Source organism: Parabacteroides sp. Marseille-P3160 (assembly GCF_900162725.1).
GTDB lineage: Bacteria > Bacteroidota > Bacteroidia > Bacteroidales > Tannerellaceae > Marseille-P3160.
In genome coordinates this window covers 4,214,165-4,231,773 of the sequence record NZ_LT799418.1, presented here as the reverse complement: position 1 = coordinate 4,231,773, position 17,609 = coordinate 4,214,165, and the positions used below count along the sequence as shown (strand labels likewise).

At 44.7% G+C, this 17,609-nt stretch carries 13 protein-coding genes; 8 read left to right on the top strand and 5 right to left on the bottom strand.

Annotated elements, in window-relative coordinates:
• Nucleotides 1-238: 238 nt before the first annotated feature.
• The 3 genes from BQ8014_RS17055 to gltA all read left to right on the top strand — a co-directional run bounded on the left by BQ8014_RS17055 (nucleotide 239) and on the right by gltA (nucleotide 2,992).
• On the top strand, nucleotides 239-622 hold the full coding sequence (locus BQ8014_RS17055; RefSeq protein WP_080906033.1) for a co-chaperone GroES: 384 nt from the start codon (nucleotides 239-241) through the stop codon (nucleotides 620-622).
• 88 nt (nucleotides 623-710) lie between these two features.
• Nucleotides 711-1,505: a sulfide/dihydroorotate dehydrogenase-like FAD/NAD-binding protein gene (locus tag BQ8014_RS17050; RefSeq protein WP_080905405.1), complete on the top strand. Its 795-nt coding sequence runs from the start codon at nucleotides 711-713 to the stop codon at nucleotides 1,503-1,505.
• A 17-nt stretch (nucleotides 1,506-1,522) separates the two neighbouring features.
• The gene (gene gltA / locus BQ8014_RS17045) at nucleotides 1,523-2,992 is read left to right on the top strand and encodes an NADPH-dependent glutamate synthase (protein WP_080905404.1); all 1,470 of its coding nucleotides are present in this window, start codon (nucleotides 1,523-1,525) and stop codon (nucleotides 2,990-2,992) included.
• 68 nt (nucleotides 2,993-3,060) lie between these two features.
• Here the strand turns inward: gltA and BQ8014_RS17040 are convergent, their stop codons facing one another.
• The 5 genes from BQ8014_RS17040 to BQ8014_RS17020 all read right to left on the bottom strand — a co-directional run bounded on the left by BQ8014_RS17040 (nucleotide 3,061) and on the right by BQ8014_RS17020 (nucleotide 7,720).
• Nucleotides 3,061-3,783: an HAD family hydrolase gene (locus BQ8014_RS17040; protein WP_080905403.1), complete on the bottom strand. Its 723-nt coding sequence runs from the start codon at nucleotides 3,781-3,783 to the stop codon at nucleotides 3,061-3,063.
• A complete protein-coding gene (locus BQ8014_RS17035; protein ID WP_080905402.1) occupies nucleotides 3,771-4,709 on the bottom strand; it encodes a CDP-alcohol phosphatidyltransferase family protein in 939 nt (312 codons plus the stop codon). The genes BQ8014_RS17040 and BQ8014_RS17035 overlap by 13 nt, the downstream gene beginning before the upstream one ends.
• Nucleotides 4,709-5,566 (bottom strand): ATP-grasp domain-containing protein, encoded by an 858-nt coding sequence (locus tag BQ8014_RS17030; protein WP_080905401.1) that lies wholly within the window; start codon nucleotides 5,564-5,566, stop codon nucleotides 4,709-4,711. The genes BQ8014_RS17035 and BQ8014_RS17030 overlap by 1 nt, the downstream gene beginning before the upstream one ends.
• Complete coding sequence (locus BQ8014_RS17025; protein ID WP_080905400.1) at nucleotides 5,563-6,264, bottom strand: sugar phosphate nucleotidyltransferase; 702 nt, start codon at nucleotides 6,262-6,264, stop codon at nucleotides 5,563-5,565. Before BQ8014_RS17025 ends, BQ8014_RS17030 begins: the two co-directional genes overlap by 4 nt.
• A gap of 154 nt (nucleotides 6,265-6,418) precedes the next feature.
• Nucleotides 6,419-7,720, bottom strand: a complete 1,302-nt coding sequence (locus tag BQ8014_RS17020) for an inositol-3-phosphate synthase (protein WP_080905399.1) — start codon at nucleotides 7,718-7,720, stop codon at nucleotides 6,419-6,421.
• A gap of 227 nt (nucleotides 7,721-7,947) precedes the next feature.
• Between BQ8014_RS17020 and BQ8014_RS17015 the strand changes: the two genes are divergently transcribed.
• The 5 genes from BQ8014_RS17015 (at nucleotide 7,948) to BQ8014_RS16995 (ending at nucleotide 17,589) form a co-directional block, all read left to right on the top strand.
• Entirely contained in the window at nucleotides 7,948-10,512 is a 2,565-nt protein-coding gene (locus BQ8014_RS17015; RefSeq protein ID WP_080906032.1) for a DUF5686 and carboxypeptidase-like regulatory domain-containing protein, read from the top strand.
• 401 nt (nucleotides 10,513-10,913) lie between these two features.
• Nucleotides 10,914-11,477, top strand: a complete 564-nt coding sequence (locus BQ8014_RS17010; protein ID WP_080905398.1) for an RNA polymerase sigma-70 factor — start codon at nucleotides 10,914-10,916, stop codon at nucleotides 11,475-11,477.
• Nucleotides 11,478-11,539: 62 nt separating this feature from the next.
• Nucleotides 11,540-12,520, top strand: coding sequence for a FecR family protein (locus tag BQ8014_RS17005; RefSeq protein WP_080905397.1), 981 nt, complete (start codon nucleotides 11,540-11,542; stop codon nucleotides 12,518-12,520).
• A 254-nt stretch (nucleotides 12,521-12,774) separates the two neighbouring features.
• Nucleotides 12,775-16,077 (top strand): SusC/RagA family TonB-linked outer membrane protein, encoded by a 3,303-nt coding sequence (locus tag BQ8014_RS17000; RefSeq protein WP_234998076.1) that lies wholly within the window; start codon nucleotides 12,775-12,777, stop codon nucleotides 16,075-16,077.
• Nucleotides 16,078-16,089: 12 nt separating this feature from the next.
• A complete protein-coding gene (locus tag BQ8014_RS16995; RefSeq protein WP_080905395.1) occupies nucleotides 16,090-17,589 on the top strand; it encodes a RagB/SusD family nutrient uptake outer membrane protein in 1,500 nt (499 codons plus the stop codon).
• Nucleotides 17,590-17,609 lie beyond the last annotated feature (20 nt).

Below are 17,609 nucleotides of genomic sequence, written 5' to 3'. Positions count from 1 at the left end.
CCCAAAAGAATCAGGTAATTTATTCTCATACATATCGTCATTAAATTCTTCATGCAAATGTAATAAAAATACCTGTCTTTTATAACTGATTGCCGTATACCAGGTATTACGGGCTTTCTTTATTTAACGGAATACGGGTGGACAGCGTTTTCGGGGCTATCGGATCATCCTGTAAAACAAGAATCTTTTTTTGTATCTTTGCCCCATTGCAATAATTTACGATTGGTATTACATGACTATGGAACTCTCATTGGAACAAGAAAGTTTGGATACATTGCTGATGGTTGGGGATAAGGTCTTAATTAAGCCGAAAAATCCGCAAGCACAAACAAAGACTGGATTATACCTGCCTCCTTCCGTACAGGAGGGGGAGAAGGTCCAGGCGGGTTATATTATTAAAGCCGGTCCGGGTTATCCGTTGCCGTCACAAACCGATGAGACGGAAGTCTGGAAGAAGAAAGACGAAGAGATCCACTATCTGCCTTTGCAGGCGCATGAGGGTGATTTGGCTATCTTCCTTCAAAGTTCGGCGATCGAAATACAGTTCAACGGGGAAAAATACTTTATTGTGCCTCATGCAGCGATTTTAATGCTGGTGCGTGATAATAGCTTGTTTGAATAATATTAACATCCTCCCGTATAGATTGCTGTCTTTCTTTTTTTATATTTGTCAACTTAATAGTGTCACTCTTATCATTCTATATAATTAAATGAATAAAATTGTAAAGAAAGAGTATTTCTCGGCTAATGTCGTTTCCTTCGAAGTCGAGGCTCCGTTAATTGCCCGTTCGCGTAAAGCCGGGCATTTTATTATTTTGAGAGTAGGGGAAAAGGGAGAACGTATCCCTTTGACCATTGCAAGTGCGGATCCTCAGAAAGGAACAATTACCCTTGTTATCCAGGCGGTCGGGAAATCTTCCAAAAAACTTTGTGCTTTAAATGAAGGGGATTATATAACTGACCTTGTCGGACCGTTAGGGCAAGCCACGCATATCGAGAAGGTCGGGACGATAGTCTGCGCCGGTGGCGGTGTCGGGGTAGCTCCTCTGTTGCCGATAGTAGAAGCCTTCCATAAGGCGGGCAACCGGGTGATCGTCGTTCTGGCGGCGCGCACCAAAGACCTGATTATCCTGGAAGACCAGATGAAAGCAAACTCGGACGAAGTCATTGTCATGACGGACGACGGTTCTTACGGTACGAAGGGACTGGTAACGAACGGAGTGGAAAGTGTGATCTTACGGGAACCGGTGAATCTCTGTGTTACGATCGGCCCGGCAATCATGATGAAATTCGTTTCGTTACTGACCAAAAAATATAATATACCGACAATGGCTTCTTTGAATACAATCATGGTAGACGGTACGGGGATGTGCGGTGCCTGTCGGGTAACAGTCGGGGGTAAAACCAAGTTCGTTTGTGTTGATGGTCCTGAGTTTGACGCTCACCAGGTTGATTTTGATGAAATGATCATGCGTTTGGGAGCCTACAAGGAAGTGGAAAAATAATAAAAGTATAAAATGCCATGACGATAGAAGAAATTATAACTGCCCGCCGCGCAGAACCTTGGAGGGAGGAGTTGCGCAAGAGCCTGAAAAACAAAGACCGTATGGTCATCCCGCGGGTGAAAATGCGTGAATTGGATCCCAATACGCGGAATCATGAGTTAAAAGAGGAGGTGAATCTCGGGCTGACTCAAGAGGAGGCTTTGTTGGAAGCGAAGCGTTGCCTGGATTGTCCGAAACCTACTTGCATGAATGGCTGTCCGGTCAGTATCAATATACCCAGTTTTATTAAGAACATCGAACGTGGAGAGTTTTTGGAGGCGGCTAAGGTCTTGAAAGAGACAAGCGCCCTTCCGGCGGTTTGCGGACGGGTCTGTCCGCAGGAAAAGCAGTGTGAAGCGGAATGTATTTATCTGAAAAGCAAGAAAGAGGCGGTAGCTATCGGTTATCTGGAGCGTTTTGCCGCCGATTATGAGCAGGAAAGCGGACAGATTTCCATACCGGAGATCAGCCACCACAACGGCATTAAGATTGCTGTGGTCGGTTCAGGTCCCGCCGGACTTTCGTTTGCCGGCGAAATGGCCAAGTTCGGTTATTCCGTAACGGTCTTTGAGGCACTGCATGAGATAGGGGGCGTACTGAAATACGGAATCCCCGAATTCCGTTTGCCGAACCGGATTGTGGATGTGGAGATTGAAAGTTTGCGGAAAATGGGTGTCGAGTTTGTCAAGGATTGCATTGTCGGCAAGACGATCAGTTATGATGATTTGCATCAGGATGAATTTAAAGGGATCTTTGTAGCCAGTGGAGCCGGATTACCTAACTTTATGAATATCGAAGGAGAGAATCTGATCGGGGTAATGTCGTCCAACGAATACCTGACACGAGTTAACCTGATGGACGCTTCCAATCCGGAAAGCGATACGCCGGTCTTGCCGGGGAAAAAAGTCGCCGTTATCGGAGGCGGGAACACGGCTATGGATTCGGTTCGTACTGCTAAGCGCCTGGGAGCCGAACGGGCCGTTATCGTTTATCGCCGTAGCGAAGAGGAGATGCCTGCTCGTCTGGAAGAGGTAAAGCATGCGAAAGAAGAGGGCATTGAGTTCTTGACCTTACACAATCCGATCAAATATATTGGAGATGAGAGAGGCCGTGTGAAGCAAATGGTCTTGCAAAAGATGCAGTTGGGAGAACCGGATGCATCCGGGCGTCGTCGTCCGGAACCTATCGAAGGGGCCACTGATACGTTGGATGTCGACGAAGTGATCGTGAGTGTGGGCGTTTCTCCCAATCCATTAATTCCAAGCTCGTTTAAGGGATTGGAGATTACGAAATGGGGAACCATTGTCGTCAATAAGGAAACGATGCGGTCTGCCGTAAAAGATGTCTATGCCGGAGGCGACATTGTCCGCGGTGGAGCGACCGTCATTCTTGCGATGGGAGACGGACGCCGTGCGGCAGCTGCCATGCACGAGAGTATGAATGGGTAATGGGCAGGTCTTCTGTCGTTTACCAAAAATGATTATCTCTATTGTAGAGGCAATCTTATTGTTTGTCTCTACAATTTGAATAATTCTTCCAGGGCGGAGAAGTCCGTAATTACCGCATCGGCTGTTTCTTTTCCGCTATATTCACACCATCCCTTATTTTTCAGCCAGATGGTCTGGCATCCCAACGAAGCGGCAGGAACAATATCTTTGGAGTAGGAGTCACCGATCACGGCAATCCTATCGACGGGGAGTTGCAATTTTTCTACCCCTAACCTGAAAATAGCCGGATCCGGCTTACGAATGCCTATCACTGCGGATTCGATAATCCATGGGAAAAAAGAATCCAACTCAAAATCCTTCAGTACGGTTGATATATTGCCATAGAAATTCGAAACCAGGACAAGCGGATAGCGCTCGCAAAGCTTCTCAATAATGGGGCGGGCAGTTGTTGCCGTATGTTTGGCATAGCCATAGCACCAGAAGGAGATCGCCATTGCATTTTTCTTGGCCTGTATCTTGTCTTTCAGGAATCCTTGTTCCAATAGCCACATCATCTGGAGATCGATTTTGATCTCCATCATGTTTAGGAAATTATGTTCGGGCAGGACAAGTAAGCTCTTACCCATTGTCTGTTCGGCAAAGACATAAGCCTCGCGGAAGTTCTCCTTATCCACCGGTACGTGGAAGTTTTGGTAGCCTTCCCAAATCACTTCGGACCAGTGCCGTCCATTGCTGTCGATGGTCCCTCCATAATCGAATAGTATTCCTTTTACTTTTTCTAATTTGAACATGTTTTCAGATGGTTTGCTTCTTCAAGAATAAAACTGAATTTTGCGCAAATTTGTTCGTGGCGAACAATCATATAGAGAAGCATTATATTCAATACCGTAAGTTCGAAAACAAAATAAACCCAGGGAATATTTATCAATAGGCTAATGAATAAAACGATAATACGGGTATTGAATGAAAGCATGTTGGTGTATTTCATCAACGGCAAACTCTTCTCCCGGAACTGGATACGGAACCATTCGGGAGCATTGCCTCCGTAATCCTTTTTCAATAGATGCAACATTTTTTGCAATTGAGGTGATGTGTCCTCCTGTCCTTTGGTGTAATTGAGATAAAAGGCCTCGAATAATTTGTAGATAAAGTTCTTTTTCCAACTCAACCGCTTATAGTTTTCCTTAAGCTGCGCCGTATGAGCCAGCTCACTTCCTGATTTTCCCTTCAGGAAAAGCAGGTGGACATTCCGGTAATAATCCGCCATGGACGCTTGTTTGCTATGAAAGAAACCGGTGACGGCGGCGAGCGCCCAGATCCAGATTCCCCATTCGGGCGTCAGGCGCAGACAGATGGCGGCGTAGATCGAAATAAACCAAAGATCGCCGCAAGCGCCGTCCAGTATCCTTCCGAGTTGGCTTTTCTTTCCGGTCATCCGGGCTAGTTGTCCGTCTGCACTATCGTAGGTATTGGCCCAAACCAATAGGAACATCCCCAGGATATTGACCGGCAAGCTTTGAAAGTAAAAGCAGATTCCCGCAGCAATGCCGATAAAGATCGAAGCGATGGTAACCGCATTGGGAGAAATGTTGAGCTTATTAAAGAACAAGGCCCACCGGAAGCCCAGTGGACGGTAAAAATGAATATCGATAAATTCTTCCGTGTCGAGTGATTTGAGTGTGGACTCCAAAGTCGCTTTTTCGGATGTTTTTTTCATTACTTCATGATTGAGTTATAAATACATTCGGCTATTTTAGGGGCGGCCACCTCTCGACAAGGAGCGAAACTGGGCCAGTCGTTGAAGTCGATAATCCGGATGGAACCGTCGCTCGAAATAATGCAATCTCCTCCGTAAATTTTGACGTTCAAAAGTTCCGATATCTCCTTGCATAACCGTTTCAGTTGGTGAAGATCGAACGTAAAGCCTTGGGCGTTTCCATTGATTTGTTCCATCCCGAATTTACTGTAGTTGATGCTGGACGGATAAAACCAATAAAAGAAATCCGTGTCGGCAACCCCATAGAATTTAACAAGGTCTCCTATTAAATGTTCATTGATGACGGCTGTTTTGATCCCGCGGATCGCATACTCCTTCAGTATTCCTTTTACTTCGTCATGATTACGGACATAGGTTACGTCTTCCCTGTGGATGGCATGGAAATCGCCTCTTTTAATCCAGCAATTCGTGATGCCCAACTCTTCCAGCTCCGGTACCGGATCGGAGGAAGTCTTGACAATCAGGCTGACCGGTGACGGTTCCTGATGGCTTATCAGAAGACGGGTCATCTTCTCGCGCGTGCAGTTTTCGATGCCATAGCCCGAATTGATCACAATCCGTCCTTCATCTTCCAGATGCTGGAGCTTTTTGACGGAGTAGGTATCCCGCACCATGTTAAACAGGAAAGGTTCTTCTGTTTCCTTTTCAAAGAATTCCCTTTCCGAATATTCATTGACCGTACAGCCGCGGGCGCGCAAATGCATTGCTGTTAAGGAGAAAACCATCTCATCGTTACCGATATGATTAGGCGAAAATATATTTCCTCTCCGAATCCCGGCAATTGTTATTTTGTTCATGTTTCTGTTCTTAAAAAGGAGGCCGCTTTTTCAATATCTTCCGCATGATCCACATCCAAAATCTTTTTGAAAGGATAGGCTTTGAGCTTCAATCCGTTTTCTATCAAAAGCCGCTGGTAGTTGCGCATACGGGATACGCCGCTTTCTATTGCTTGTTTCAATATAGGCAAGGCGGAACGCCGCAAACCGTAAATCCCTCCCGATACGTAAGGACTTCCCTCGATGGGAAGGTCTGAAAATTGGCGGATGAATCCCTCGGAATCGATATCAATATATAAGGGCTTTTCGTCATCTATGAAATCGGTAACAGCCAACAGGCCGTCTTCCTTTGATGAAATAAAAGATTGGATATAGGAAGTGAATTCCTCTTCCTTAAAAACCGTATCCACGGTTGTCAGGCAAAAACGGTCTCCTTTCAGATAAGATGCCAATTCATAAAAACTATGCATGGAGCTAGGGGTCGATTTGATATGGAGATGAAACGGGACCGGTACGGTCTTTTCGTTCAGATGAGCCTGCACTTCTTTCATCTCTTCATTTACAATGACGTTGATGGAAGTCGCGTCATTCGCCAGAAAAAGGTCGATCAACCGGTCGATCAACGCAACTCCATTCAGCCTGACCAGCGGTTTCGGCCGTTTTACTCCCTCTTGTATCAGCCTGGATCCTTCTCCGGCTGCGATAATTGCATAATCCATATTTATGTAATAATAAAACGGGCATGGAGAATCTTTTTACTGGATTTCCATGCCTGCCCTTGATCATTCTTGGATAAAAAGGCAAGACAAAGATACAATATCTATCTTTATCAGCGTCTTTTTTTGTAACGGATATTTAACCGAGGTGTAACAATTATTCCATGTGGTCGATAGTCTTTTCTCCAATAATCGTACGAAGGGTATTCTTCAGTTTCGAGTATTGGATAAAGAGATCATGTTCCGGAATCGTCTCGAAATCGTGCATCGGACTCTTGAAATAGAATGACAGCCAGGTTTGGATGCCGGAAAATCCGCAGCGTGCCGCCAAATCGGCAAACAACACCAGGTCCAGGCATAAGGGCGCCGCCAGGATGGAATCACGGCACAGGAAATCGACTTTCAACTGCATCGGATAGCCTAACCAGCCGAACAGGTCGATATTATCCCAGCCCTCTTTATTGTCTTTGCGCGGAGGATAATAGTTGATGCGCACCTTATGGTAAACGTCGCCGTAGAGATCGGGATAAAGTTCGGGTTGCAGGATCGTATCGATAACAGACAGTTTGCTTACTTCCTTGGTTTTGAAAGATCCCGGATCGTCCAGGACTTCCCCATCGCGGTTTCCGAGGATGTTGGTGGAAAACCAGCCGCTCAATCCCAGCATACGTGTTTTCAACATCGGCGCCAGGACGGTCTTCAGCATCGTCTGTCCGGTCTTGTAATCCTTACCGCAGATCGGAACCTTTTTCTGTGCGGCAAATTCCCACATGGCCGGGATATCCACGCATAAATTCGGCGCTCCCATGATAAACGGGCATCCTTCTGCTAACGCAGCATACGCGTAGCACATGCTGGGAGAGATCACAGCCGTATTGTTTTCTTTCAGGGCCTTTTCAAAGACGGAGAGGCCTTTATGCTCTTCGCTCATGGGGATATAGACCTCCGTACTGGCAGCCCACATGACCACGATGCGCTCGCAGTGCTTTTCTTCCTTGAACTTCCGGATATCTTCGCGAACTTCTTCAACCAAATCCCAGCGGGTTTTTCCCTTCTTGACATGCGTACCGTGCAGGCGTTTCACATATTCCTGGTCAAATACGCCGGTAAACGGGCGGATAGCTTCCAGTTCGTCTTTTACCTTATCCAGGTCTTCCTTCTTTAATACTTCGGCATGCATGGCCGCCTGATAAATATCTTCAGGGAAGATATCCCAGCCTCCGAATTCCAGATCCTTTAAATCCGCAAGAGGAACGACATCTTTTATTTTTGGGAAGCGGTTTTCATTTCGTTTTCCTAAACGTATCGTTGCCAATTGTGTGATTGAACCGATCGGTTTACCCTGACCTTTGCGGACGGCTAACGTACCCGCAATAAATGTAGAAGAAACAGCTCCACCGACACCTACGACGAGGATGCCTAATTTCCCCTTGGCCTCTTTAATTTCCATTTTTTCCATAATTTAATCTCTAAAAATAAATTGAACAAAAGTACATGATAGCAATGAGTCTCTATGGTTATTAAATCTATAGTTTTAGGTAAAATTACTATATTTTGTTGGATTCTGTTAATGTTTCGGGGCTAAATAATCTTTAGAGTAGCCTGTGGGAAAAGCGTGCTTTTTTATTTGAGGAAATAAACAGATATTTGTATCGTCTTAAAGGCACAGATTATAAAAGAAAATACATGAGACGAGAAAGATTGTTTTTCTTGCTTGTTACTATATTATTTCTGTTTTCTGTTTCTGTAGGTAAAGTCAGAGCGCAAAATTTGATCCGAATAGAAGGATCTGTAATAGATTCCCTAACCCAAGAAAGACTCTCTTATGCATCCGTATCTATTAAAGGTACGGTGTTAGGAACGACTACAGACGAAGCCGGAAATTTTGTACTAAGGGTTCCCGAGGGCAGTGATTCCTTAATGGTCACGACACTCGGTTACCAACCTTATGTGATGAAATTGAACTTGGGGCGGACAAACCGGATCTCTATTTCCATGTTGCCTACCAGCTATGAACTGAAGGAGACGATTGTGAAACCGGGAAAAGAGAAATACTCCCGGAAAGATAATCCGGCTGTGGCTTTCGTGAAAAAGATCATCGATTCGCGCGACCGGGATAATCCGAGAAACAAGGAGTATTATTCATATGAGCAGTATGAGGATATCCTAATCGGTTTAAACGACTATTCCGATGCACGGGAAGGCAGTTGGCTATACCGGCAGTTAGGCTCCTTGTCCGATTTTGTCGATACCTCCTCGATCACGGGGAAGCCGATCCTGCCCATATCCCATAAGGAGCAGGTGGCGGACGTCTATTACCGTAAATCGCCTTTACGGGAAAAGCGGGTGGTCAAAGGCATGAAGAACGCCGGGATTGACGAGATGCTGACCGAAGAGGGAGTCAAGCAATTCCTTGACGAGGTATTCAAAGAAGTGGATGTCTTCCAGAATGATGTGCCCTTGTTCCTGCAGCGGTTCGTCAGTCCGCTATCATCGATAGGGCCCCTGTTTTATAAGTATTATCTGATGGATACCCTTGTTGTCAACGGAGAGGAATGCATCGATCTGGGTTTTGTACCCTTTACCTCGGAGGGCTTCGGCTTTACCGGTCATTTGTATTTTACTCATGACTCCGTTAATTTCCTGAAGCGTATCGAGTTGAATATTCCCTATGAAATTAATTTGAATTTTGTCGACCGGATGAGGATTATTCAGGAATATGAACGTAGCCCCGAAGGTTTGCGGCTGTTGACGAAAGATGATATCGCGGTCGAGTTTAAGCTTACTTCCAAGTCGAAAGGCCTTTTTGCCCACCGGATTGTCAGCTACCGGAACCATTCTTTTGACCTTCCGCAAGACGCGACCGTCTTTAACGAAAGCGCTCCCAGTATAGAACTGGCTGATGCCCGCCGGAAACCGGAGGATTTCTGGGCGCAATACAAGGACGGGGAAGGAGTGCCGAAACAACGTTCGGTGGAGTCGTTGATGGCCCAAGTCCGCTCTGTTCCGTTTTTCTATTGGACGGAAAAAGTGCTTTCCACGTTGATCTCGGGTTATATTCAGACTTCGGATGAGGGAGGTCCCTTCGAGTTCGGACCGATGAATACAACGGTCAGCGGCAATACGGTCGAAGGCGTCCGTCTGCGTGCCGGAGGAGCGACTACGACCAAATTCAGTCCCAGGCTGTTTCTGGATGGCTATATGGCTTACGGGACGAAAGACCGGAGGCTAAAATACGATGCCCTTGCGGAATATTCGTTTGTCGATAAGAAAAAGTTCCGCAAAGAATTCCCCGTCCATTCGATCCGGGCGGAATACAGCTATGATGTCAATCAATTGGGGCAGCAATACCTGTATACGAATGCCGATAATATCTTCCTGGCTTTGAAACGGAAGGAAAACAACCTGATGACTTACCTGCGCAAAGCGGAACTGAGTTATAAGCGGGAATATTATAGCGGATGGTCCTATGCCGCCACGTTGCGTCATCAGAATGAAATGGGAACTGAATATGTCTCTTTCAAACAGATACAGGCGGACGGTTCCGTTTTGCCGGTCAAGGATTATTCCTCGGCCGAATTGGAACTGAATTTGCGCTGGGCGCCGAATGAGAAATTCTATCAGACGCGTAACTACCGTTACCCGATTACGTTCGACGCACCGGTGATCGCGCTGAATCATGTATTTGCAAGAAAAGGGATCCTGGGTTCGGACTTCAGCTTCAACCGTACCGACCTGAGCATCAACAAACGTTTCTGGCTTTCCGCTTTCGGATATATCGACGGAGTCGCTAAAGCTGGTAAAGTTTGGGATAAGGCGCCTTTCCCGATGCTGATCATACCTAATGCCAACCTCTCTTATACGATCCAATTGGAATCCTATGCCTTGTTGAATCCGATGGAGTTTATCAACGACCAGTATATGTCGTGGGATCTTACCTATTATATGAATGGACTTATACTCAATCGTATCCCTTTGCTAAAGAAACTGCAATGGAGGGAAGTGGTTACCTTCAAAGGCTTCTATGCCGATCTCAGTGACAAGAACAATCCGGCAATGGGGCATGAAGGTCTGTTCCTTTTCCCCGAAACCACTTACAGTATGGGCAATGAGCCTTATATGGAGTTAGGTTTCGGCATTAATAATATATTTAAGATCTTGCGTCTGGATTATATCTTGCGTCTATCCTACCGCGATCATGCCGATGCTTCCAACAGCGGCCTCCGCCTCCGTTTCGAATTCAGTTTCTAAAAAGAAGAAGAAGGAGTTTTTTCACGTTCTACTGCTCGACGTAAAATTTTACTATACCTTCTTTTTCATGCCAAGGCATAGGCAAAACAGGATCGTGGCAGTGCCTTTTTGTTTAACCGGTAGCGACAATTTAATTTTCACCGGCCGGTAAAAGATCTTCACCTGGTGAGTAAAAGATCTTCGTCTGATGGGTAAAAGATCTTCGCCTGGCCAGCGAAAATTAAAAATTCTATGCAAAACAAATAAAATCAGTATGTTGTAACACTCAAAAGTCAATGTGCAAATCACACATTCGATTGTACCCATTTGCAATCCTGAACTTGCTTTTTTTCGTATCTCCGGCTAAGGGTATTTTACATATATTTGCGTCTTTATATAAATAGGGAGATAAATACTCTGCATTGAAAAAATTGCCGGACAATATATTATTATGGATTCGTGAGATTGCGCAGTCGGATTCCCAGGCGGCTTTCAAATCCGTCTACATCGCTTATTACCAAAGGTTGATGCGGTTTGTCATACCTTATGTTTCGACGCCGCAGGAAGCCGAAGAAATTGTTTCCGATGCCTTTCTCTCTCTATGGGAAAACCGGAAATCATTGTTCGAGATCACTAATTTCGATGCTTACCTCTACACGATTGCGCGGAATAAGGCGATAAGTTATCTGAGAACCCTTCATGCGGAAGATTTTGGTATGGAAGAATCCTTCGATTCCTTTCTGTATACGGAAACAACGCCGGAGGAAGAATTGATCTCAAAAGAAAGTATCGAACGGTTGAATGCGGCCATCAATTCGCTGCCGACAAAATGCAAAATAGCCTTTCAATTGGTTCGTGAAGAAAAGATGAAATACAAGGATGTCGGCCAAATATTAAATATCTCGGTCAAAACGGTGGAGGCTCATATCACAACTGCCGTAAGGAAATTACGTGAATGTTTGTCTTTCGAAAGAATAGAAAAATAAATTTCCATCCGGGCTAAGGGGTATTTCAATTTTTTGCGTCTATGTAGATAGAAATAGGAAGAATGAATAATAATACGGAAAATATCGACCAGGTTATCGCCCGGGTTTTGAGTGGAGAAGCCTCTTCGGAGGATTACTTTTCATTAAGCCGTTGGCTGAATGAGAGCCCAAAGAACCAGGACGAATTTGCCCTTTTCAAGAACTATTGGGAAGCGGAAGTTTCCTTTAGCCATATTTTCCTTCCTGAAGCTTCGGCGGATAGAGTCATACAGGAAATCCAAAAGACCGGAAAAGAGCGTAAACGGAGGAAAATGAGACAATGGATTTTGCCTCTTGCCGCTGCCGTGGCGCTCCTCTTTTCCATTTCTTTGTCTATTTACTACCAGCATCGGAACGCTTCTTCCGTCTATTATACTTATTTGTCGGGAGACTCAAAATCCGAATTTTATCTGGAAGACAGCACCAAGGTGATCCTGAATAAGAACAGCCGGCTGGTTTATTCCGACCGGTACGGAGAGAAAATACGTTCGGTAGAATTGGAAGGAGAAGCTTATTTCGAAGTCGTCAAAAATCCGGAACTGCCCTTTGAAGTCAATTTCGGGGATGCCAAAATCAGCGTATTGGGAACAACTTTCCTTGCCAAAGGGAATCGGGATTGCGACCAGATAACCGCGACCTTGCTGACCGGCTCCATCCGTTTTGAGAGCCCGGAACAGCAAGTGATACTGGTACCCAATCAAAAACTGAACTTTACCCGCTCTTCCAACCTCATTGATGTCCGTTTCATTGATCCGGAGGAAGAAACCGCTTGGAAAGACGGCGTAATAAGATATAAATCAATACCACTGAGTCAGTTGGTAGTTAAATTGTCGGAATATTACCAGGTAAAGATTGTCATTAAGAATCGGGATTTACTGGATCCGTCGCTTGTTGTTTCCGGTTCCTTCGATGAGAAGCAGTCCATTGAAGAGGTATTGCACGTAGTCTCGAAAAGTCTGCCGATACGATTTAAAGAAACTAAAGGAGTCTATTATATAGAATAATTAACAATTAATAATTGGTGATTGAAAAACACATAAAGATGAGCCTATGAAGAAATACCGTAGTTAGCCTTAAAAGAGAGGGTGTACCGGAACGATACACCCCCGGATTTCTAAAAAAATTAACGCTTCTGCTACCTTGCGGCCAAACATTGTGACAGAAGTAATTTGTTAACCTTTTATGATACAAAAATATGCAGAAAATTTCGCATTTCGGATCTTTTGCTTTAAAAGATCTAAAAAAAATTGTTTCTATTATGAGAATATCCGTTGCCTTACTTTCTGTGACGCTTTTGCAAGCAGTAGCCGCAGAATCGTATTCACAATCGACTGCTGTCTCTGTTGAAGCGAACCAAATCAAACTTACCGAGTTTTTCTCGATGATCGAGAAACAGAGTGAGTTCCTGTTTTTTTATGTAGACGCCGATGTTAAGGATATCACGGTCAATGTACGCGCCAAGAATAAGCGGATTGACGAAGTCTTGCAGCAAGCCTTGAACAACACGGATCTGACTTATGTCATTCACGATCGGAATATCAATATCTTAGCCAAAACTTCTGATCTGGCTTCTATTCAGCAACAACAAAAGAAGCGTATTTCGGGGACTGTTACTGATCCTTCAGGCGAACCAATCATCGGAGCCAATGTGATCGAGAAAGGTACGACCAATGGCGTCATTACTGATTTAGACGGAAAATTCAGCTTAGAATTACCTTCCAATGCCATCCTTCAAGTCTCATTTGTCGGTTATTTAAGTCAAGAAATTCCTACTGTAAACAGGCAAAACTTCAACCTTGTATTAGAAGAAGATTTACGTTCTTTGGACGAAGTTGTTGTCGTCGGATACGGAACGATGCGGAAGAAAGATGTTACTGGAGCAATGACTTCCATCTCTACAGAAAAAATTGATAAATCTACCATAAAATCTGTTGACCAAATGCTGCAAGGGCGCTCGTCAGGACTGTACATGACGCAAAATTCCGGTATGCCGGGTGCTGGTTCTACTATCCGCATCCGTGGAGGTAACTCCATTTCCGGTGGTAATGAACCCCTTTACGTCATCGATGGAGTACCTGTGTATTCATCATCTTCTGGCGACCAAAGCGATCTTAATCCTTTGAATACGATTGCTATTTCGGATATCCAGTCTATTGAAATATTAAAAGACGCCTCATCAACCGCTATTTATGGTGCACGCGGTGCAAATGGCGTAGTGATGGTAACAACTAAGACCGGTGCTATAGGTAGAACAAGCGTAACATTGGACGCCAGTTGGGGGGTGCAAAATATCCGCAAGAAATATGATTTGCTAAACGCGCAGGAATTCGAAGCTTTTGCAAATGAGGCATATGAGAGGGCTGGTAGTCAACCGCCCTTTGATTTATCCAAGACGCCTGCAAATACCGACTGGCAGGAATTGGTTTTGAATAATAACGCCTTGATGCAAAACTACACTTTGTCTGTTTCGGGTGGAGATGCTAAAACGCATTTTCTGACAACTCTGAATTACATGGACCAGGACGGTATAATCAAAGGTTCCGAAATGGAAAAAATATCCTTGCGTACAAATTTTGACAGAGAAGTCAGCTCAACAGTCAAAATGGGATTGAACCTTTCATTAGCGCAAGTGAATATGGACAGGGTAGGAAACGATTTGCTAGGTTACAGGACACTTCATCCTAATGTGGCGGTCTATGATGCCGACGGTAATTATAATTCCATTAATACCTTTGATCAAAGCGGTAAATTTACTAATCCACTGCTTGTGTTGCGTGACGAAGTAAACGATAATGAACGATTTAGGACTATAAGTAATATATTTGGTGAGTGGCAAATAGTCAGAGGCTTGACCTTAAAATCAACCTTTGGAGTTGACCTTCAGTTTGCAAATCAAAATTCATATACTCCCATGTCTATACCGGCGGGCGAATCGACGAAAGGTAGTGCCAGCATTTACAATAGCAAGGATTATATGTGGGTGAATGAAAACACTCTGACCTATCTTAATGCTTTCGGCAAACACAGAATTAATGCGATGATTGCTATGACGCAGCAATCGTCAAGAAATCAAAATTCATCAGCTACTTCACAGGGATTTCTTAATGATAATTTGCAGATGTGGGATATGGGTTCGGGAACGGTCGCATTATCACCAAGCTCCGGTTCGAGCCGATGGGCATTGCTGTCGTATCTGGGACGCATCAACTATAATTTCAACGAGAAATATCTGACAACAATATCATTTCGTGCTGACGGTTCATCACGTTTTGGGCGCAATAATCGCTGGGCGTATTTCCCTTCGGCAGCCCTTGCCTGGCGTGCTTCGGAGGAGGAGTTTATCAAGTCACTCGGATTGTTTAGCAATCTGAAACTGCGTGTCAGTTATGGCGAGACTGGTAATCAGGATGGTATAGGTGTTTATCCATCAATGGCTTTGCTTGGCAAGAAGGCCTATTCTCTGGGTGATACCAAGTATATGGGTTATGCACCTACACAGGTTGCCAATTACAATCTGAAATGGGAAACGACCAAGCAGAGCGACTTCGGTATTGAGATGGGATTTTTCAAAAACAGGCTGAATCTGTCGGTGGACCTATATCATAAAGTGACGAGCGACTTGTTGCTTCAAGTGCAAATACCCAGTACCTCGGGTTATCGTACGGGATTAAAAAATATCGGTAAAGTACAGAACAATGGCGTGGAATTTAGCATGAATGCAACACCTATTGCTGATCAGTTCCGGTGGGACATTGATTATAATATCAGTTTTAATAGAAACAAGATATTGGACCTCGGTGGTGCAGAACAGATGTTTCCCTCAAGCTTAGGACCTAAGAATGCCGGCATGGACCAGACGCGTTTGCTCAAGGTAGGTGAGCCGCTTGGCATCTTTTACGGATATAAGACCGACGGCTGTTTTTCGACGGATGATGATATCGCTCATTCAGCGCAGCCAACAGCCAAACCGGGCGACCGTAAGTACGTTGATATCAGCGGTCCTGATGGTGTCAAAGATAATTCAATAGGCGAGTTTGACCGTGTTATTTTGGGAAGCGCCCAGCCTGACTTCTTCGGTGGTCTCACTAACACATTCTCTTATCGGAATTTCGATTTGAATGTTTTTATAGTTTATTCCTATGGGAACGATATTTATAATGCTACCAAGTCGGAGATGGAGAATCTGCAAAGCTCTCAGAATCAGTTTAGAACGATCCTGAATCGTTGGACAGAAACTAACCAGAACACCAATATACCTCGTGCCGTCAATATCAAGCCTGCAGAAGTGTCTTATGATCAATTAGTTGAGGATGGTTCTTACCTGCGCATACAAAATATCAATCTTGGCTACAAACTGCCAGCATCCATATTGAGACCGCTTGGAATAGTGCAGGCGGCACGCATCTATGCTTCGCTTAATAATTTCTTTACTTTTACCAAATACTCCGGACTTGACCCTGAAGTCAGTAAGTATGGACAGAATAATGTGGCTCTGGGTTATGACTGGGGTGGCTATCCGATGTCGAAATCCGTGATGTTTGGTTTTAATATTAACTTTTAATTTGAAAGCAAGATGAAAAAGATATTTTATTCTATAGCAATCACATCAATTCTCGCATCCTGTGTGGATTTGGAACAGGTACCATACAGTTCGCTGACGCCTGAAAACTTCTTCAAGAGCGAGGCTGATGCAAGTTCGGCTATCATCTCGGCTTACGCCGGATATACTAATCAGGATGTCTTCAATCAGTATTCCGAAACTATTCATAGCCAGGCTACTGACGATTGCGAGTGGGGTGACGGACGCAACACCAGTAATGTAAATAAAAATGAGTTCGATAAATTTATCTACACTCCCGATTCGAAGTTGGTGTATGATATATGGGTCGCCTATTACAGCGCCATCAACATATGCAATTATGCCATCGACAATATAGAAGCGATGTCCGAAGGAACGATATCGGAAACCAAACGCAAGAACTTTATTGGCGAAGCAAAATTCATGCGCGCTTTTTATTATTTCAACTTGGTGAGATATTGGGGTGACGTGCCTCTGCGTGAGCATCAGACTACAAGTTTGGAAAACCTGGAGGTTACACGCGATCCGAAAGAGACTATCTATCAGTTGATCATATCCGACCTCCAATATGCCGAAGAGAATCTTCCTTCAGTCAAGGAATATAGCAAGGGGGATATCGGCAGGGCTACGCGAGGCGCTGCATCAGGTCTGCTGGCAAAAGTTTATCTCACGCACGAAGAATGGGACAAGGCCATCACGCAAACCGACAAGGTTATCAACTCCGGTGATTATAAACTCAATACTTCTTATGCCGACAATTTCGACTTGAACAAGGAGAATGGTCCCGAATCGCTGTTTGAGATACAGTTTTTGGCAGGTTCCTCTAATCCGGGCAGCATATATAACGGCTTTTTCCGTCCTCCTTTTGTGAATATCAACGGTTGGGCTGGTTACGGCGATAATCCGGTTACGAAAAATCTATGGGACGCATACGGCTCTAATCCCGACGGAACATGCAGTGATACCCGTCGCAATGTGTGTGTCCGCCTTTATACTCGCGAGGAATATCCCAACATGGCGTCAACAATTCTGTATCCTTATTATTGTAATAAATACATTGACCTGACGTCGATTGCAACGCGTAGCAACAGTGGCAATAATCATCCTGTTTTGCGTTATTCGGATGTTTTGTTGATGAAAGCGGAGGCGCTGGGGCGCAAGAATCCCGCTGACCCTGAGGCATACAGGTATCTGAATATAGTACGTCGCCGCGCTTATGGCGTTCCTCTGGACCAGCCCGCCGAGTGCGATGTGCAGCCGGTTGGCAGCGTCGATGCTTTTGTGGATATCATACTTCTTGAACGTCGCCTCGAACTGGCGTTTGAGGCTCATCGGTGGTTTGACCTCGTGCGCACTCACAAATTGAAAGACGCACTAATGGCTCAAAATCCTGCAATAGGCAGCGTTATACAGGAAAAGCATTATATCTTCCCTATTCCGCAAATCGAACTTGATGCTAATCCCAAACTGGAACAACAAGATCTTTGGAAATAATATTATTATGACGAGAACGC